Source organism: Pseudomonas sp. FSO-7, from assembly GCF_059579345.1.
In genome coordinates this window covers 2,214,958-2,232,163 of record NZ_CM184193.1, presented here as the reverse complement: position 1 = coordinate 2,232,163, position 17,206 = coordinate 2,214,958, and the positions used below count along the sequence as shown (strand labels likewise).

Annotated in this window: 18 protein-coding genes; 8 read left to right on the top strand and 10 right to left on the bottom strand. The window is 60.0% G+C overall.

The features are described 5' to 3' along the window. Positions 1 to 65: 65 nt before the first annotated feature. The 4 genes from xth to AC515T_RS09785 form a co-directional block, all read right to left on the bottom strand. Positions 66 to 860, bottom strand: a complete 795-nt coding sequence (gene xth, locus AC515T_RS09800) for an exodeoxyribonuclease III (RefSeq protein WP_496532300.1) — start codon at positions 858 to 860, stop codon at positions 66 to 68. A 70-nt stretch (positions 861 to 930) separates the two neighbouring features. Beyond that, on the bottom strand, positions 931 to 3,507 hold the full coding sequence (locus tag AC515T_RS09795; protein WP_496532299.1) for a bifunctional diguanylate cyclase/phosphodiesterase: 2,577 nt from the start codon (positions 3,505 to 3,507) through the stop codon (positions 931 to 933). A gap of 203 nt (positions 3,508 to 3,710) precedes the next feature. Continuing rightward, complete coding sequence (locus tag AC515T_RS09790; RefSeq protein ID WP_496532298.1) at positions 3,711 to 5,282, bottom strand: sensor domain-containing diguanylate cyclase; 1,572 nt, start codon at positions 5,280 to 5,282, stop codon at positions 3,711 to 3,713. A 391-nt stretch (positions 5,283 to 5,673) separates the two neighbouring features. Next, positions 5,674 to 6,333 (bottom strand): ribonuclease T2 family protein, encoded by a 660-nt coding sequence (locus AC515T_RS09785; RefSeq protein ID WP_496532297.1) that lies wholly within the window; start codon positions 6,331 to 6,333, stop codon positions 5,674 to 5,676. A gap of 178 nt (positions 6,334 to 6,511) precedes the next feature. On the opposite strand from AC515T_RS09785, the gene chrA reads away from it, so the two are divergent. Further along, complete coding sequence (chrA, locus tag AC515T_RS09780) at positions 6,512 to 7,870, top strand: chromate efflux transporter (RefSeq protein ID WP_496532296.1); 1,359 nt, start codon at positions 6,512 to 6,514, stop codon at positions 7,868 to 7,870. Here the strand turns inward: chrA and arsN2 are convergent. Further along, entirely contained in the window at positions 7,867 to 8,298 is a 432-nt protein-coding gene (gene arsN2, locus AC515T_RS09775) for an arsenic resistance N-acetyltransferase ArsN2 (RefSeq protein WP_496532295.1), read from the bottom strand. The genes chrA and arsN2 overlap by 4 nt on opposite strands. 136 nt (positions 8,299 to 8,434) lie before the next feature. On the opposite strand from arsN2, the gene AC515T_RS09770 reads away from it, so the two are divergent. Next, positions 8,435 to 8,923 (top strand): hypothetical protein, encoded by a 489-nt coding sequence (locus AC515T_RS09770; RefSeq protein ID WP_496532294.1) that lies wholly within the window; start codon positions 8,435 to 8,437, stop codon positions 8,921 to 8,923. A gap of 46 nt (positions 8,924 to 8,969) precedes the next feature. Here AC515T_RS09770 and AC515T_RS09765 read toward each other — a convergent pair whose 3' ends face one another. Together AC515T_RS09765 and AC515T_RS09760 are read right to left on the bottom strand one after the other, a co-directional pair. Next, positions 8,970 to 9,206, bottom strand: a complete 237-nt coding sequence (locus AC515T_RS09765; protein ID WP_496532293.1) for a hypothetical protein — start codon at positions 9,204 to 9,206, stop codon at positions 8,970 to 8,972. Between the two features lie 124 nt (positions 9,207 to 9,330). Beyond that, on the bottom strand, positions 9,331 to 9,726 hold the full coding sequence (locus AC515T_RS09760; RefSeq protein WP_496533100.1) for a winged helix-turn-helix transcriptional regulator: 396 nt from the start codon (positions 9,724 to 9,726) through the stop codon (positions 9,331 to 9,333). 88 nt (positions 9,727 to 9,814) lie between these two features. Here AC515T_RS09760 and AC515T_RS09755 point away from each other — a divergent pair, with 88 nt between their 5' ends. Further along, entirely contained in the window at positions 9,815 to 10,222 is a 408-nt protein-coding gene (locus tag AC515T_RS09755; RefSeq protein WP_496532292.1) for a DoxX family protein, read from the top strand. A 12-nt stretch (positions 10,223 to 10,234) separates the two neighbouring features. On the opposite strand, the gene AC515T_RS09750 is transcribed toward AC515T_RS09755, so the two are convergent. Next, positions 10,235 to 11,452, bottom strand: coding sequence for an MFS transporter (locus AC515T_RS09750; protein ID WP_496532291.1), 1,218 nt, complete (start codon positions 11,450 to 11,452; stop codon positions 10,235 to 10,237). 289 nt (positions 11,453 to 11,741) lie between these two features. Between AC515T_RS09750 and AC515T_RS09745 the strand changes: the two genes are divergently transcribed. Beyond that, the gene (locus AC515T_RS09745; RefSeq protein WP_496532290.1) at positions 11,742 to 12,659 is read left to right on the top strand and encodes an AraC family transcriptional regulator; all 918 of its coding nucleotides are present in this window, start codon (positions 11,742 to 11,744) and stop codon (positions 12,657 to 12,659) included. A 124-nt stretch (positions 12,660 to 12,783) separates the two neighbouring features. Here AC515T_RS09745 and AC515T_RS09740 read toward each other — a convergent pair whose 3' ends face one another. Next, positions 12,784 to 13,635 carry a TIGR03915 family putative DNA repair protein gene (locus AC515T_RS09740; protein ID WP_496532289.1) on the bottom strand — a complete coding sequence of 284 codons (852 nt, stop codon included), beginning with the start codon at positions 13,633 to 13,635 and terminating at the stop codon, positions 12,784 to 12,786. Further along, positions 13,629 to 14,846, bottom strand: a complete 1,218-nt coding sequence (locus AC515T_RS09735) for a putative DNA modification/repair radical SAM protein (RefSeq protein ID WP_496532288.1) — start codon at positions 14,844 to 14,846, stop codon at positions 13,629 to 13,631. Before AC515T_RS09735 ends, AC515T_RS09740 begins: the two co-directional genes overlap by 7 nt. A gap of 165 nt (positions 14,847 to 15,011) precedes the next feature. Here AC515T_RS09735 and AC515T_RS09730 point away from each other — a divergent pair, with 165 nt between their 5' ends. The 4 genes from AC515T_RS09730 to AC515T_RS09715 all read left to right on the top strand — a co-directional run bounded on the left by AC515T_RS09730 (position 15,012) and on the right by AC515T_RS09715 (position 17,178). Continuing rightward, positions 15,012 to 15,182 (top strand): YhfG family protein, encoded by a 171-nt coding sequence (locus AC515T_RS09730; protein WP_496532287.1) that lies wholly within the window; start codon positions 15,012 to 15,014, stop codon positions 15,180 to 15,182. Beyond that, positions 15,182 to 15,781, top strand: coding sequence for a putative adenosine monophosphate-protein transferase Fic (locus AC515T_RS09725; protein WP_496532286.1), 600 nt, complete (start codon positions 15,182 to 15,184; stop codon positions 15,779 to 15,781). The genes AC515T_RS09730 and AC515T_RS09725 overlap by 1 nt, the downstream gene beginning before the upstream one ends. Positions 15,782 to 15,868: 87 nt before the next feature. Continuing rightward, positions 15,869 to 16,591, top strand: a complete 723-nt coding sequence (locus AC515T_RS09720; RefSeq protein WP_496532285.1) for a metallophosphoesterase — start codon at positions 15,869 to 15,871, stop codon at positions 16,589 to 16,591. Positions 16,592 to 16,965: 374 nt separating this feature from the next. Continuing rightward, positions 16,966 to 17,178 (top strand): hypothetical protein, encoded by a 213-nt coding sequence (locus AC515T_RS09715; protein WP_496532284.1) that lies wholly within the window; start codon positions 16,966 to 16,968, stop codon positions 17,176 to 17,178. The last annotated feature ends 28 nt before the right edge of the window (positions 17,179 to 17,206 follow it).

The following is a 17,206-nucleotide window of genomic DNA, read 5'->3' as shown; positions in this document are numbered from 1 at the left end:
AATGGGCGCCAGGTATAAGGCATTCCCCTTACAGAGACAACAACCGACCGGGCCACCCTGCCCCGTCAGCGTCGTTTGCGCGAAGCCAGCCGGATCCAGGTGGGCGCATGGTCGCTGGGGTGGGGCTGGTTCCTGACCCAGGCGTCCACGCCGGCCTCGCTCAGGTAGGCGCTGGCGACCGGGTTTAGCAACAGGTGATCGATGCGCAGTCCGGAGTTCTTTTGCCAGTGCTGGCGGAAATAATCCCAGAAGGTGTAGAGCCGCTCGTCCGGATACAGATGGCGCAGCGAATCGGTCCAGTCCTGGTCCAGCAACCGCTGGTAGCACTCGCGGCTTTCGGGCTGCAACAGCGCATCCTTGAGCCAGGAGCGCGGGTTGTAGATGTCCATGTCGGTGGGCACCACATTGTAGTCACCGGCCAGCACCACGGGATGATCACTGGCCTGCAACCCCTGGGCGTATTCGATCAGGCGTTCGAACCAGGCCAACTTGTAGTCGAACTTGGGACCCGGTTGCGGATTGCCGTTGGGCAGGTAAAGGCACCCCACCAGCACGCCGTGCACCGCCGCTTCCAGGTAGCGACTGTGGCTGTCGTCATCCCCGCCGGGCAGGCCTCGGCGGCTCTCCAACGGCTGCGCGTCACGGGCCAGGATCGCGACGCCGTTCCAGGACGCTTGCCCGTGCCAGATCGCACCATACCCCACCGACTCCAGCTCCGCCGCCGGGAAATCCTTGTCCACTGCCTTGAGCTCCTGCAAACAGACAATGTCGGGTTTCTCCCGCTCCAGCCACTCCAGCAGGTTGGGCAGCCGCGCACGGATGCCATTGATGTTGAAAGTCGCGATACGCAGGTTTTTCATAGCGCCAGCACTCGAAATCTCACGTTACTGGCTGTGACCGTCAACCCGGCGCGGTGGTTGCAACGGGTCTTCAAGAGCCGGTTTTCGGTAAGGGCCGGCCATTCTCCAGCAACTGCGCAAAGGCTTGCTTGTCGATCGGCCGGCTGAGGAAATAGCCCTGTACTTCATGGCACTGGTCCGAGCCCAATGAGCCGAGCTGGGCCAGGGTTTCCACGCCTTCGGCGGTGACCGTCAGTCCCATGGCCTTGCCCAGGTTGATGATCGCCTGCACCACGGCGCGGTCGTTGCTGCTGTTGCTCATGGAGGCGATGAAACGCTTGTCGATCTTGATGCCGTCGAATGGATAGGTGCGCAGGTAACCCAGGGAGGAATAACCGGTACCAAAATCATCCATATTCAAGCGTACGCCCAGTTCCTTGAGGGCATTCATGACCTGGAGGGCGCCATCAACGTCGTTGAGCATCACGTTTTCAGTGATCTCGAGCTCCAGGCGACTCGCTGGGAAACGGGTTTCGATCAACACCTGCCGCACATCTTCCACCACGTCGCTGCGCTCGAACTGCGCCGGCGACAGGTTGACCGAAACCATCAGTTCCCCCGGCCAGGTCAGCGCGGTTTCGCAGGCCTCGCGCAACACCCAACGTGAAAGCGGGACAATCAGGTCGGTTTGCTCGGCCAATGGAATAAAGGCATCGGGGCTCAACAAGCCTTGGGTCGGATGCAGCCAGCGAACCAAGGCCTCGACCGCCACGATATCCTGACCATCGACGGTATAGCGCGGCTGGAAGTGCAGGACGAATTCGTTGTTCTTCACGGCTTGGCGCAGGTCGCTTTCCAACTGGCGACGATGCTGGATCTGATCGTTCATTTGCGAGGCGAAATAGCACCATGTTTTCTTGCCCTCGGCCTTGGCCTGGTACAAGGCAATGTCGGCGCAGCGGATCAGTTCACCGGGCACATAACCCTGGCGGCGGCTCACGGCGATACCGATGCTGGCGCCGATGTGCAGCGAATGGGTTTCGTAGAGGATCGGTTGCTGCAGCCTGTCGATCAGCCGTTCACAGAATCGATCGATCTCAGTGGTGTTCTCCATCCCGTTGAGCACCACCACGAACTCGTCGCCCCCCAGGCGCGCCACCAGGTCTTGCTCGCGGGTACAGTCGCGCAACCGCTGGGCCACCTCCAGCAACACCGCGTCGCCGGCCGGGTGACCAAGGGAGTCGTTGATCGGCTTGAAGTTGTCCAGGTCCACCATCAGCAACGTCAGGGGGGCGGAATGCTCCTTGGCCAGCAGTGCATCATCCAGGTGCCGCGCCAGCTTGTTACGGTTCGGCAGCCCGGTCAGCGCATCGTGCAACGACAGATGCTGGACCTGGGCGTGGGCCGCCACTTCGTCGGTGATGTCACTGGCGGTACCGCGATAACCCACCACTTCGGCCTTGTTGTAGATCGGGCGCGCCGACACCCGACAGAAGCGCAATTGCCCGGAATGATCGCGGTAGGAGCAGCGCAAGTTGCTGGCGTTCTGCTCCTCCGTCAGCTTGCCCAACCAGAGGGCAATCGGCGTGGTGTCGCAATACAATAGTTGCTCGATGTCCTGCCCCAGCCATTGCTGGTCGGAAAACCCGGTGACCGTACTGAAGCGCCCCGACAGATAAGTGATGCGCTGCTGCCCGTCGATTTCCCAGATCCAGTCGGAAGCCGCCTCCGCCACGGCCCGGAAGCGCTCTTCGCTGGCCTCGAGGGCGTACGCCGATCTTTCCAGGCTGTCGTAACTGGCGTCCACGTGCCGTGCCGTGCGCAATGCATAGCGGAAAAAGTAAGCGGTCAGCAGTGCCAGAATCAGCAATGCGCCCCCCAGCGGCGGTACCAGGGACCAGAGCAAGTGCTGGCCCGGACGCTCCAGTCGGGACACCAGGCTGTAGCCGGTACTGTCCAGCGGTACGGCCGGCTGGCCGGGCTCGAGCTCGGTGTCTTGCTTGAGGTTCAAGTCGGTGAGGCCATAACTCTTGCCCAGTGTGCGTAGCTTGACGGGCGTCAGCTGGTCGACAAACAACAAGACCGAGGTGCCTTTTGCCTCGACCTGGGGCCGTTCGTCGTTGGGCAGAATCACCGAAGCGGTGACGATGGCCGGCCAGCCCTCGAACAACGTGTAACGGATCGTCGACATTGTCAGGTCGGGCTGCGCCTGGAGCTGGTCCACCAGGTCCGTGAGCGGCGCATTCACGTAGGCCGCGGCATCACCTTGGACATTGCGACCACGCACCACGGCATATTTGGTGCGTTGCCGGTCGATAACAAACACACCTTCGTATTCATCATTGGTGAACAGGGTCTTGCCCATGTTCTGTTCGGCATAGGCCCATTGCACATCGACTTCACCGTTGAGGTGCTCGTAGGCCGTGGTCCAATAGGCATAGCTGGCGATGTAGTTTTTCGAAGCGGTGATGCGATTCTCGAGGGCGCGCTCGATATAGAAATGCGTCTTGCGCACATCCTCCGCGTCGAGCTTTTGCGCAATGTTGAACAGGGCGGCAATCGCCATCAGGACCCCAAGGACAAACAGCCCCGCGACAGCCACGACCAGGCGACGGGTAATCGGTGTGTGACGTGCAGTACTCGAAGGAGTATCGGCAGTGGAATCCATTGACCTGCTCCTATCCTGTCACCGCTGGCTTCGATGCCTGTAAAGGTGAGAACCGAGGCCAGTCGCTCCTAACCTCAGCCGCCACGACTCGATCAGTTGGCGAGCCCACGGTCTTTTGCGAAAGAGCCTACACACCGCTGAAGGCCACCAGCGCGATGCCTGAATAGTTGACCGTGCCCCATGGCCGATGATTCCAATCGATCTCAACGATCCGAGCGCGCCAGCGTATCGAGCCCGCCCTCGGTCGATAACACCGCCACCCGGTTGCGACCACTGTGCTTGGCCTGGTAAAGCGCCGCATCGGCGCGCTGGATGAAGACTTCGATGCTGTCCAGGCTGCTGGGCACAAAGGCATAGCAGCCCAGGCTCACCGTGAGGTAGCCGGTCGGGGAGCCGGAATGGGTGATGTGCTTGTCGATGACACTGCGGCGGATCTGCTCGGCCAACGCCATGGCCCCCGAAAGGTTGGTATCGGGCAGCAGTACCGCAAATTCTTCGCCGCCATACCGTACCGCCAGATCGGCCTTGCGATGGCAGCAGCTCTTGAGCACCTTGGCCACTTCCGCCAGGCAGTGATCCCCAGCCACATGTCCATAGGCGTCGTTGTAGCGTTTGAAAAAATCGATGTCGAGCATGATCAGGCTCAAGGGACTGCGCTGACGAGCGCCCCGACCGAACTCGATATCCAGGGCTCGCTCGAACAACCGCCGATTCGCCAGCCCGGAGAGGCTGTCATGGGTGGCAATCAGTTCCAAGGCTTCCTGCGCCTTGCGCAAGTCCGCTTCGATCTTTTCGCTGTTACGTACCTGGCGCACGAATACCCAGCCGAACAAGCAAATGCCCAGCACCACCAGGCCTACGATGAGGCTGGATTGGAAAGCCCGGTCATGCCAGCCCGCCAGGATCGATTCTTCGGACATCGCGGCGGTGACCACCAGCGGATAAGCCTGTAAATGTTGATGCCCATACAATCTGACGACACCGTCGGCGGCAGAACGGATGATCGCATCGCCAGACATCCCGTTGGCCACGGCATGGTTGTAGATATCTTCCTCGACCAGCGGGCGACCAATCCGGGCCTCCTCGAAGGGGCGACGAGCCAACAGCGTCCCGTCGGACAAAGCCAGGGCCATCTCGCCTTGATCATCCAGGCTGAAGCTTTTGAAGAAGCGGTCGAAGTAGGACATCCTGATGCCGGCCATCAACACGCCCTGGAAGTTGCCGTCTCGATCATTCAGGCGCCGGGACACCGGAATGATCCAGTCACCGTTTTGCCGACTGCGTACCGCCGGGCCGATGTGGGCGATCAGGGAGGCGTTCTGTTGGTGGAAAACGAAATACTCTCGATCCGCCACCCCTGCTCCCCTGTGCAGGTCGTCAAAGGAGGTAACGACCCAGTGACCGTGCTTGTCGAACAGAAACAGGCCATGCAACTGCTCGAGCGACTGCACGCGGCGGGCAAAGGTTTGCTGCAAACGTTGCTGAACCCCAGGGCCGAACCCATCGATCTGGATCCAATCCGTCAGACTGGCCAACACCAGATCGGCCTGGAGGAACGTGTCCTGGGCCTGCTGGGCCATGGCCCGGGTAAGGGTGGCCGAGGCAATGCGCGCCGACTCCAGATCATGGCGACGGGACTGCTCCACCTGCAGGTAAAGCAAACCACACAGGCACAGGCACACCGCCGCGATAAACGTGACCGCGGCCTTGAGCAACGGCAGGCGTCTCAGGGTACCGGCAGGGGTATGGAAAGGATCGTAGATGGAGATTGGCAAGCGAATTCCTGAAGAGGGCAAAGCATGAGCGAATTCGCTCATAACCCCCCAATATTCGTGAGCTTAGCCTACCGCTTGTGAGGCGGCAATTTGCCCGTGCAGCGGAGCCGATAGGTGGCTGGAGTGGATCCAAAAACCGCCCCTGAGCCAGCAAAATACCCGCTTCAGAACGAAGAAATTTCCGTGACGAGGGCGCTTGTTCCCGCTTGTCGTAGGCGCTGTCGAAGGCTGCGATCTTTTGTTCTTGATGACCCACTTTCGGGTTCACTTTCGACTCAATTGCCCGGGACAAGATCGCCGCCTCGTTACACTCGACAGCGCCTACAGCGCAGTCGAGCGGGAGTAAGCGCCCTCGCCATGGCCGGACACAGGGTTCAATGGATTGTGGTGTTCACCGTACCGGCGGCACGCGGATCTCCCCGGCCCGGCATTGTGTCCTGACGCCCTTGCCACACGGGGCGAACGCCAGGTCCTTGTTCATGCACACCCGCACTTCCGACAATTGCGGCCCACTGCAAATCACCGCAATGCCGTCAGGCGCGATGCCGGGATTGCTTTGGCGGAACAACCGGACAATTTCATCAGCCTCGAAATAGTACGAGGCATTGAACGGTTGCAACTGCGGCGGGATTTTCACCGCCCCCAGGGCGTTGTCGGCAGCCTCCAGGTAGCCCATGGCGCCCAGGCCACTGCACGTACCGTGCTTGGACCACTCATGCGTCATCAACTTGCGGGTCGGAAACAGCGTCAGGCCCTTCTCCTGCTCAGCCGCGGTCAACGGCACTTGGGGCGCGCAGAATTGCGGCCAGCCGCCCCGGGTGTATTGCGGCCAGAGACCATGGAGCACAAAGCCGTAGCCTTTGCCGGAACACTGGGAATCTTGTTGGTGAGTCAGGCAGAACGTCGGTGACCAGGACAGCGTCAGCAGGTAGTAATCGAACACTCCGGCTACGGATTGTGCCCGTGAATGGCCGGATTCGCGGGCATTGACCGCACCCATGGAGCCCAGTGTCAGCAGGAACAGCACGGCGATGGCAAGATATTGTTTCATTGACCCACTCCTTGGGCGAATGTGTGAAGACGGGATGATCCGGCAATGATTGTTTCAACCTTGCGTTTCAAATCGTTGAAGGGCTGTTTTTTACAAGCAAACCTTCCTGGGGGCTATCTAAATTGCGTAACGCCCCATAACGTATGGTCGCCTTTGACTTCCAAGTGCCCCGTCGACCATGAGCAAACCGATCCGAATCGATGATGAACAGGCCCTGACCCGACCCGGCGCCGTCAGCCTGCGCGAGGCGTTCTGGTTCTGGCTCAAACTGGGCTTCATCAGTTTCGGCGGCCCAGCGGGGCAGATCTCGATCATGCACCAGGAGTTGGTGGAACGTCGGCGCTGGATTTCCGAGCGGCGTTTCCTGCACGCCCTCAATTACTGCATGTTGCTGCCCGGGCCTGAGGCCCAACAATTGGCGACGTACCTGGGCTGGTTGATGCACCGAAGCCGGGGTGGCGTGATCGCCGGCGCGTTGTTCGTACTGCCTTCGCTGTTCATTCTCATCGCGTTGTCGTGGCTGTACATCGCCTTTGGCGAAGTGCCGGTGGTGGCGGGTATTTTCTATGGCATCAAGCCGGCCGTGACGGCCATCGTGGTGCATGCCGCCCACCGGATCGGCTCCCGCGCTCTCAAGAACAATTGGCTGTGGGCCATCGCGGCGGCATCGTTCACCGCGATCTTTGCCTTTGACCTCCCCTTCCCGCTGATCGTGCTGGGTGCCGCTGCCATCGGTTATTTCGGTGGCCGCTGGGCACCGGAAAAATTCAGCCTGGGCGGTCACGCTACCCAGCACCAGTCCTTCGGCCCCGCCTTGATCGACGACGACACGCCAACCCCGGAGCATGCTCGGTTCAGCGCTGCCAGGCTGGCCCGATTGGCAGTCGTCGGTGCCCTGTTGTGGATCGTGCCCATGGGCCTGCTGACCGCCGTTTTCGGTTGGGACGGCACGTTGACGCAAATGGCCTGGTTCTTTACCAAGGCCGCATTGCTGACCTTCGGCGGCGCCTATGCGGTCTTGCCCTACGTGTACCAAGGCGCTGTCGGACACTTCGGCTGGCTGACCCCGACACAAATGATCGACGGCCTGGCCCTGGGCGAAACCACGCCCGGGCCGCTGATCATGGTCGTGGCCTTCGTCGGTTTCGTCGGAGGCTACGTGATGCAAGTGTTTGGTCCCGAACAGGCCTTCCTCGCCGGAGCCGTCGCGGCCGCCCTGGTGACCTGGTTCACGTTCCTGCCCTCGTTCCTGTTCATCCTGGCCGGCGGCCCACTGGTGGAATCGACCCACAACGCCTTGAAATTCACCGCGCCGCTGACGGCGATTACCGCTGCGGTGGTCGGGGTGATCCTCAACCTGGCCTGCTTCTTCGGTTACCACGTGCTCTGGCCCAACGGTTTCGCAGGTGCCCTGGACTGGCCCTCGGCAATCATCGCCCTCCTGGCGGCCGTTGCGCTGTTTCGCTACAAGCGCGGGGTGATCCAGGTGCTGATGGCGTGCGGCCTGGCCGGGTTGGCGGTGCATTTGCTGCGCTAGACGAGGCGTTTGCTCAGGTACGTCGCCGAGGCCGGGCACAAGGTCTTGAACTGGGCCGTCGCGCTGATCGAAGCGGGTGCCAGCGAACGGTCCTCCGACTGATAGCCCTGGCCGATAAAAAACGCGGCGGCGCTGTCGGTCAACAGGTGAAGCCGCTGTGTGCCCTCGCGTTTGGCAAACGCCTCGATAGCGGCCAGCACCGCCGCACCAGCCCCCTTGCCCCGCTGCCCCTCAAGGACAACCAGCGAGCGCAGCAACCGCTCCGCCCCTTCCCCCTCGATGCCGCCAAACGCCACATCAACACCTTGATGGCTGAAGCTGAAAAACTGTCGACCGGGATACGCCAGGTCGTCCACGGGTAGCCCGGCCAGGGTGAGCGCATCGCGCAGTGGTCCCAGGTCGTTATTGCTCAGTGCTCTCATTTGCATGACTTACTTCCTCGCGACGGTCTCGGTGATCGTCATTGACGCCAAAACTCAACAACACACCAGCCCATGACCCAGCGCAAACGAACGCCCCAGCCCATCAGCTAAGCTCAACCTATCATCACGACAGGGAATCGACATGAGCAAGGCAGACGAGCTAGCGGCCAAACTGAGGAAAACCCAGCAGACCCGTGCGGATACCGACAACTGCGCCGACCTGGCGATCGAGCACTGGCCTGCCCAGGTCTACGAGCTGTATCGCCAGATCGAAATCTGGCTGGCTCCCGTGTGCGAGGCGGGCCTGGACATTCGGCGCAACCCCACCCACGTCTTTGAAAGCCATTCCAGCGGTTCGACGTACAACTACGCCATCGATCAACTGGTGATCGAAGGCAACCACTGCCGCATTTCATTCGACCCGATTGCGCGTTTTTCGCCCAAGGGCGAGGGCTGCATTGAAGTCCATATGAAGGGGAGCGAACACTGCATCGTGCGCACAATCGGTGAGCATGGTGAATCGCTTTGGCATGTCCAGGCCCTGCAATCAGCCGGACAACCGCGCCCTGAACCCACGCTGCTGGACGAGGACGCCCTGCTCGCGCTGATTGAGAAGGGCCTTGGCCTTTAACGCAAATGGGCGACCCTGAGGTCGCCCATTTTCATTGGAGAACACACTAGATCTGTGGCGCTGATTCAAGTGTTGGATCGCTTCCGGGCACCGGTAGTGTCAGTCCTTGCGCCGGTCTTGCCACAAGTTTGTTCAAGGCATTGTCGATTTCGTCAGCCGCGCCTTGCGCGTATCGGCCATCCGCCCAGTTCCAGTATGGATCGGATATCAATCCGCCCACAGCCTGTGCGCACAACTCGTCGCGGCTGATGCCCATTTTCCCGGCCGAGGCGATCACGGCCATGAGGGCTTGCTCTAATTGGGAAATTCGCTCGGTAGTCACAATCAACCAACTGGGTGGATAACAAACCCAGAGCATAACAAGCCATCAATGTGCCACCAAACTCGAGCGCCCAACGGTCGCCCTTTCAGCCTGCTTTGGCTTTGGCTTTGCGTCCGCGCGGGCTGCCGTTCGGAGGCACGCTGTTGCCATATTCCGTCCACCAGGCCGTCAGAGCCTCCATCGTCGGGCCAAGCCCTCGGGCTTTCTGCGTGATTTCGTACTCCACCCGCGGTGGCACTTGCGCGAACACCGTGCAAGACACCAGCCCATCCCTCTCCAGTTCGCGAAGTTGCGCCGTCAACATGTGCTGCGTGATGCCGGGAATGGCCTTTCGCAGTTCCCCAAAGCGGTATATCCGCTGATTGAGCAACCACATGATTTCCAATTTCCACTTGCCCGAGAGCAGCGCAAATGCGCGGCGCATTTGCTCGTGCATGTTGATACCGGTGCCCTCATTAGTCTGGTTTTCCATACTAACCATCACTTTTTCATCCTTCTTGCGGGCTTTCATGTTAGGCGACATTCTCGCCCCTGGTCGATTCAACCCAGCCCACTCAGGAAAAAACCTCATGATTGAACACTACGTCTATTGGCTCAGTACCGCGGCGTTGGCCCTGCTCTACCTGGCGTCCGCAACGCTGTACGTCACCAAGAAGGCTTGGGTTGGCCAGGCACTGGCCGACCTCGGTTACCCCAGCTACCTGATACCGATGCTCACTGTCCTGAAAATCCTCGGGGTGGTCGCCATCCTGTCGCGCCCGAGCGTGGCGCTCAGCGACCTGGCCTATGCAGGCATGCTCTATCACTTGCTGTTGTCGGCGTCCGCGCACCTGGGTGTGCGCAAGCCGCGCGGTGCTCTTCCGGCAGCGATGGGCATCGTGTTGCTGATCGCCTCCTTCCTGACCCAGAACGTCGTCCGTGAAGCTCCGTCGCCTTATGCGCCTGGCGCGGAGCAGCATCAGGTCATCCTCAACTGACGGACATTTGTCTCAACCCACCGTGCCATAGGGCGCTGCTTGCGTAGTCGATGAAGACACCCGGAGCGCTGAGCGAGCAGCCAGCACCGTCAGCACAGCGGCTACGCCCAACACGGCGGCACTGGTTTCGAAGGTCGCGCGATAGCCACTCAGATCGAACAGAAGGCCACCCACTGTCGCGCCTCCGGCAATGGCAAGCTGGACGATCGCCACCATCAGACCACCACCGGCTTCGGCATCTTCCGGCAGCGTTCGCGAGAGCCAGGTCCACCAGCCTACCGGCGCTGCCGTGGCCACCAGGCCCCAAAGGCCGAGCAGGAGGGTCGTGATCGTTACCGAGCCGCCGAACCCCACCAGGGCAATGGCGATCGCGGCCATCAACAGCGGGATGACGATGAGCGTCCGATAAAGGTGGTTTTTCAAGCAGGCCCCGATCAGGAAGGTGCCCAGCAGCCCCGCCACACCGATCACCAGCAACATGAAGGACAGCATTGAAACGCTCACCTGCGTTACCGCTTCAAGGAACGGTCGCAGGTAGGTGAACAACATGAACTGGCCCATGAAAAACGTGCTGACCGCCAGCATGCCCAGCGCGACCGGTACCCGGGCCATCAACTTGAAGACGTTGGTGCTGCCCTGCTTCGCCTGCGCAGGCATGGAAGGCAGGCGCAACAGCAGCCAGACCAGGGCGATGGCGGCGACGGGCACGATGCAGAAAAACGCACCGCGCCAACCGATGATCGCCCCCAAGTAGCTGCCCAGCGGCGCAGCGACCACGGTCGCCAGGGCATTGCCGCCATTGACGATGGCCAGTGCCTGCGGAACCTGAGCGTCCGGCACGAGCCGCATGGCCGTGGCCGCCGACAGCGACCAGAAGCCGCCAATCGCCACGCCGATCAACGCGCGACCGACCATGAATACCGGGTAGGTTGGTGCGAACGCCACCACGGTGCCTGAAACGATCATCAGCAAGGTCAGCCCCAGCAGGAGCCATTTGCGGTCGACCCGGGCGGCGATCGAGGCGATGAACAGGCTGGTAATCAGGGCAAAGGCGCCAGAGACGGCAATGCCTTGACCGGCCTGCCCTTCGCTGACATGAAGATCGGCCGCTACCGGCGTCAGCAAGCTGACGGGCATGAACTCCGAGGCCACCAGCACGAACGCGGCGAGGGCCATGGCAAGTACCGCGCCCCAGGCGGGCTGGTCTTGTGACAATGGGTTATCGGTCATTGAATGACAATCCTGTGTTGCTTGTGTGGGAGCGAGCTTGCTCGCGATTGACAGCGGCACATTCAACCGCACCGCCTCAGGCAGGCTGCTTTCGCGAGCAACTCGCGAGCGGCCCGTTGGAAATGAGCGAGGGTGTATTTTCAGGGCTCAACCCGGCCGGTCGGTAACGCATTACGCTGAGATGCTTGCCTGATCCTATGAGTTCTTCCATCGCGTATAGGCAGCGCTTCGTTTAGCGCGTTAATGTTCTGCCTATAGCGCTTGAGCCCAGATGACACCCGGAGCCGACATGGCCGTCCAACGCAGATCCGTACAAGAGACATTGAGCGCCATCATTGGCGCCTGGGCCCCACACCCGGGCGACTTCGAAACACCCATCCCCGGCCTCGTCTTCTTCCGGCGTGAAATCCCGGCGCCGCCGGTGATTTGCATGATCGAACCGAGCATCGTGCTGGTGGCCCAAGGCGAGAAACAGGTATGGATCGGCGGCGAAGCCTATGGCTACGACACCGGTCGGTTCCTCATGACCTCCCTGGACATCCCGGCCAACTCCGAAGTGCTGCAGGCAAGCCCGGAACAACCCTGTCTGGGCCTGGTCCTGAGGCTCGACTTGCGCATGGTGGCCGATCTGATCGCCCAAGGCAGCCTGGCGCCGCCGCGTGATCGGGCGGTCGGGATTGGCGCGGGGATCGGCACCGCGACGACCGACCTTTTGGCGCCGTTCGCACGCCTGCTGGCGTTGCTCGATGAACCGGAAGCGATCCCCATATTGGCACCTTTGATCCAGCGTGAGATCCACTACCGGCTGCTGCTCAGCGACCAGGCCGCCCGGCTGCGGCAGATCGCCTCGGTCGATAGCCAGGGCTACCGGATCGCCAAGGCCATCGACTGGTTGAAACTGAACTACACCGAACCCGTGCGCGTAGACGACCTTGCGGCGCGAGTGCAAATGAGCGCGCCGACGTTTCACCACCACTTCCGCCAGCTCACGGCGATGAGCCCGCTGCAATACCAGAAGTGGCTGCGGTTGAACGAAGCCAAACGCTTGATGCTCAACGAGCACGTGGACGTGGCGAGTGCGGCTTTCAAGGTGGGTTATGAAAGCCCTTCCCAATTCAGCCGCGAATATGCCCGCTTGTTTGGCGTGCCGCCCAAGCGGGACATCGCGGCGTTGCGCGGGCCAGCCAAACACACCAAGGCGGTTTGATTGATTCACGCCTGATTCATTGTGGCCTGACTCATTGTGGCCTGACTCATTGTGGCCTGACTCATTGTGGCGAGGGAGCTTGCTCCCGCTTGAGTGCGAAGCACTCACAAAAAAAAGAACTTGTTTAATCCTCAACAACAGCACCAACAACTATCCGCTTACCCATTTGCGCCCCCACCTCCAACGCCTGCCCATCTCGCTGCTTCCCCCGTCGCGCCAAACCCACCAGTTGAGGAATCAACTCTCCCTCCGGCAAGTGCTGCCAGAATCGCCCCGGCATATGCTGACGCAGCGCCTGGGGATTGAGCCGCGCCGGGTTGAAGATATGCCTGTAATAAGTTCGCCACAGCTCCGCACCGGGATCGTCGGCGTAACGCGCCCAATGCTGCCATTGCTCGGGACAACGTCGCTGGTAATCCAATGACTGCCCATCGAAACGGATGCCATCACGTGGCGTTGCGATCAGCCAGCGTTGCTGTCCCAGCCGCTCGGCAAAATGGCCGCTGGCGCTTTCGAGGATGTCATGGGCCGGCTGGTGAAAGGCGACCAGGTCCAATCGCAATTGCTCGGCCAATGCCGGCGGCAGGGGGATAAAGCGTACGAAGGCATGCAGGTGATGAGCCTCGCGCTGGACCTGCTTGATACGCCGCTGCAGTTCACTGCCCAGGCGGTCGCCCGCGAGCATCGCCGTGCGATCGCCATGGGCAACGCGCCAGAGCACTTCGTACAGGAAGTTCCAACGTTGTTCGCCTTGGTAACGGCCAGCCTGTTCGAGCTGGATCAGCAAGACCGCGGGGACCCGCGTTCGGAACGGGCCCGGCCCTTGAGGCAGCGGCGCCGGCATGGCCAAAAGATCGGCCATCGGACCTTGGCTCCAGGTGACATCGCTCGGGTCGATACCGTGGCCGAGCAACGTTCGAGCCTGATCGCGCCACGTGGAGAAATCATCTTCACAATCCAGGGCAATCATCACCAAAGCCCCATCTGCACCGGCCGCTGGGGGTCGCGCAACCGCGCCCGCAACAGGCCGCTGCGCACCTGATCGTCGGCCGGCCGGTAATCGCTGGTGACAATGAACGGTCGCGCCTTCTCCAGCACGCACCGCAACTGCACCAGGTCGTCATAACGCACCCGCCGCTCCCGGCGCAACGCAACCAGACGTTGCACGCTACGCAGGCCAATCCCCGGAATACGCGCCAGCAATGCAGGTTCGGCGCGATTGATATCCAGCGGGAACACCTCTCGATTGGCCAGCGCCCACGCCAGCTTGGGGTCGATGTCCAAATCCAGGTTGCGGGTTTCGCTCAACAGCTCGCCTGCCTTGTAACCGTAACCGCGCATGAGAAAGTCGGCCTGATACAGCCGGTGCTCGCGCAGCAACGGCGGTGCCGCCAGGGGCACGCTGGCGGGGCTGTCGGGAATCGGGCTGAACGCTGAATAGTAAACCCGTCGCAAACCGTACCCCTGGTAGAGCGACTCGGCGTTGCTCAGGATGGCGTGATCATCGGTGGCATCCGCCCCCACAATCACCTGCGTGCTCTGCCCGGCCGGGGCGAAGCGAGGCGCCCGCGGCTCACCGGCCACCGCCTGTTGCCCCTGGTGGATGGTGCCCATGGCCTGGCGGATGGTCGTCAACTGCTTTTCCGGTGCCAGGCGCTTGAGACTGATGTCGGAGGACAGCTCGATATTCACGCTCAAGCGATCCGCCAACCGCCCCGCTTCCTCGATCAACAGCGGATCGGCATCGGGAATGGTCTTGAGGTGGATATAGCCACGAAACTGGTGCACCTCGCGCAACAACCGCGCCACCCGTATCAACTGTTCCATGGTGTAATCGGCCGAGCGAATGATGCCGGAACTCAAAAACAGCCCACTGATGCAGTTGCGACGATAAAAATCCAAAGTCAGCCGCACCACCTCCTCCGGCGTAAAGCGCGCCCTCGGCACGTTGCTGGAACGACGGTTGACGCAATACTGGCAGTCGTACAGGCAAAAGTTGGTCAGCAACACCTTCAGCAGCGAGACACAGCGCCCATCCGGCGTATAGCTATGGCAAATGCCCATGCCATCGGTGGCCCCCAGCCCCTCACGGCCTCGGGAGCTACGCTTGGGCGCACCGCTGCTGGCGCAGGAGGCGTCATACTTGGCAGCGTCGGCAAGAATGCCGAGCTTGGCGATAAGCTGCATGAAGTGATCTCGAATACTGGATATAAACACAGTATTTTGAGAAGCGCCGCGATGCAAGCGCCATTGGTCAATTCGATGCCTGATAGAGGTGGCCCAGGCCGCGACGTAGGCCATGCCAACGGGATGGGCTATAATCGGCCAACCAACGCGATTGAGGTTCAGCCCATGGGCAACGTCAGCCTTGAAACCAAAAAGGCCTATGCCGCCAGGACGCGCAGATCCAACTACGCGGCCAGCCTCCGTCTGGAAGGCTTCAAAACGACCTTCGCGGACGGCGAACGCAAAATGCCAAGCCGTGAAGAAGTCTTGAAGGCCTTCACCCAGACCAGAAACTGATGCCTGACAAATATGGAGTCGGTGAAGATGCTTACTGCTATCCCGGCTCCATGGTCCTTCGCAACAAACTCGATATCCGTGACGAACCGACCCTAAGCGAAGCCGAACAACAGCTCTCGGCCATCGCAGCGGACAACGTCGAATTCAGCCCTCCTCCCTACAGCCTGGCCTACCTTCAAAACATTCATCGAATTCTCTTTTCTGACCTGTTCGAGTGGGCCGGGGAGCTGCGCACCGTTGGCATCTCCAAACAAGCCACCCGCTTTTGCCAACCCGAATACATGGAGAAAGAAGCCGGCAAGATCTTCACGGCCATGGCGGCGGCAAACTGGTTCGAAGGGATGGAGCGAACGGAGCTGATAGTTGCTGTTGCAGAAGCCTATTCCGACATCAACGTCGTACACCCCTTTCGCGAAGGCAATGGCCGTGCACAGCGAATTCTGTTTGAACACCTCATCATGAATGCCGGGTTTGAAATCAGTTGGTGGGGGATTGAGAAGGACGAGTGGATCTACGCCAATATCGCGGCTTATAACGGCGTCATGGAGCCTATGGAGCAGGTTTTTGAGAAGTGTATTGGGCAGGCGATTCAAGCTTGACTTCATGCCCCAAGCTCACCGTCTTACGGTTTATTTAGGCAAGTGATACAGTCAACGTCAATTAAACGTCTGCTGAAGCACTGAAAAATGTACAGCACGAGATCTTTCCCACCCAACAAAAAAGGTCGCGACTTTGCGGTGGGCGACATTCACGGGCATTTCAAACTTCTAACAGCCGCCTTGAACAAGCTGGATTTCAATACCGAGCTGGATCGTATTTTTTCCGTGGGAGACCTCATCGATAGAGGCCCCGACTCCATAGATATATTGAATTGGCTTGAGAAGCCGTGGTTCCATGCGGTGCGCGGTAATCATAAGCAGATGCTTATTGACTGCCTCTCCGGCCATGGGGACATACCCCGACATATCCGAAACGGTGGTGCATGGCTCTACGAGTTACAACCACCCGTCCAGCATGAACTTTTGAAAGCCTTGCAAGCACTCCCATTGATCATTGAAATCAATTTATCAAGCGATCAAACAATTGGAATAGTCCATGCCGAAGCCCCTGTCCTCAGAAGTACCGATGGCTGGCAGGAAGCCAAAGACGCTATCACTGGAAGTTTTGGAGAGCAACATCAGCGGCAAGCCTTGAAAACTGCGCTGTATGCAAGAGAGAAACTCGAGCAACACGACCATACTCCCATTAAAGGAATAGACCGGCTCTATGTAGGGCACTCTGCAGTACCCGGTGTTATACGCATGGGCAATGTTGTCTACATCGACACCGGCTGCTCATTTTCTGATGGGGCATTGAGCCTGGTAGACATCCAGACCGAAACCATGATCAGCATAAGCATGAGCCCGTGAGATAAGGGGCAATAAGAGTCGAGCGTTTTGTAGTCATTGTACAGGCCAGGCCCACTCGACAATGCCCCGCACCAAATGGTGAAGTCGGCACACTATATTGCTCCCCCAACACCTCCTGCCCTTCCCTGATAAACTGTGCCATCCGCCTCGCTCATTCAGATTCCCAATGCTCTACAAACTGCCCCACTGTCCCGTCGTTTCTCCGTTGCTCCGATGATGGATTGGACGGAGTAGTCCACCAGCGTCCCAGCTACGCTGGCTAATCTGCCGAAAGCTCATCTCTGTGTAGCAATTTCTAAGCAAGCTGCAATTACTGCCTGTCAGGGGCACTACCGGTACTATGCTTGTCTTTTTGATCGAAAGGAGTCGATGCTATGGCTGGTGATTGTTCACTTTCAGATGTGCTTGAGAGGTTGTACACCAACCAGTTGGCCCTTGAGGCAGCCTTGATGGAGCTGACGCTACGAGTCGAACAGCAGGGCTCGCCAGAGGTGGGCAAAAATTTCCGCGGGGCGCTGGACACACTTGGTGAAAATGCTGGCCACATCAAACAGGGCTTGGCAAAGCTTAGAGCCAAGGGTCAGTAACCGGCGCATACCCCGATTCATTTGCGCG

Coding starts and splice junctions, on each gene's coding strand:
- AC515T_RS09770 (WP_496532294.1), top strand. CDS start 8,435: ATGAGCAAGGCAGACGAGCTAGCGGCCAAACTGAGGAAAACCCAGCAG.
- AC515T_RS09730 (WP_496532287.1), top strand. CDS start 15,012: ATGGGCAACGTCAGCCTTGAAACCAAAAAGGCCTATGCCGCCAGGACG.
- xth (WP_496532300.1), bottom strand. CDS start 860: ATGAAAAACCTGCGTATCGCGACTTTCAACATCAATGGCATCCGTGCG.
- AC515T_RS09755 (WP_496532292.1), top strand. CDS start 9,815: ATGATTGAACACTACGTCTATTGGCTCAGTACCGCGGCGTTGGCCCTG.
- AC515T_RS09725 (WP_496532286.1), top strand. CDS start 15,182: ATGCCTGACAAATATGGAGTCGGTGAAGATGCTTACTGCTATCCCGGC.
- AC515T_RS09795 (WP_496532299.1), bottom strand. CDS start 3,507: ATGGATTCCACTGCCGATACTCCTTCGAGTACTGCACGTCACACACCG.
- AC515T_RS09735 (WP_496532288.1), bottom strand. CDS start 14,846: ATGCAGCTTATCGCCAAGCTCGGCATTCTTGCCGACGCTGCCAAGTAT.
- AC515T_RS09785 (WP_496532297.1), bottom strand. CDS start 6,333: ATGAAACAATATCTTGCCATCGCCGTGCTGTTCCTGCTGACACTGGGC.
- AC515T_RS09765 (WP_496532293.1), bottom strand. CDS start 9,206: ATGGCCGTGATCGCCTCGGCCGGGAAAATGGGCATCAGCCGCGACGAG.
- AC515T_RS09715 (WP_496532284.1), top strand. CDS start 16,966: ATGGCTGGTGATTGTTCACTTTCAGATGTGCTTGAGAGGTTGTACACC.
- AC515T_RS09745 (WP_496532290.1), top strand. CDS start 11,742: ATGGCCGTCCAACGCAGATCCGTACAAGAGACATTGAGCGCCATCATT.
- arsN2 (WP_496532295.1), bottom strand. CDS start 8,298: ATGCAAATGAGAGCACTGAGCAATAACGACCTGGGACCACTGCGCGAT.
- chrA (WP_496532296.1), top strand. CDS start 6,512: ATGAGCAAACCGATCCGAATCGATGATGAACAGGCCCTGACCCGACCC.
- AC515T_RS09750 (WP_496532291.1), bottom strand. CDS start 11,452: ATGACCGATAACCCATTGTCACAAGACCAGCCCGCCTGGGGCGCGGTA.
- AC515T_RS09760 (WP_496533100.1), bottom strand. CDS start 9,726: ATGGTTAGTATGGAAAACCAGACTAATGAGGGCACCGGTATCAACATG.
- AC515T_RS09720 (WP_496532285.1), top strand. CDS start 15,869: ATGTACAGCACGAGATCTTTCCCACCCAACAAAAAAGGTCGCGACTTT.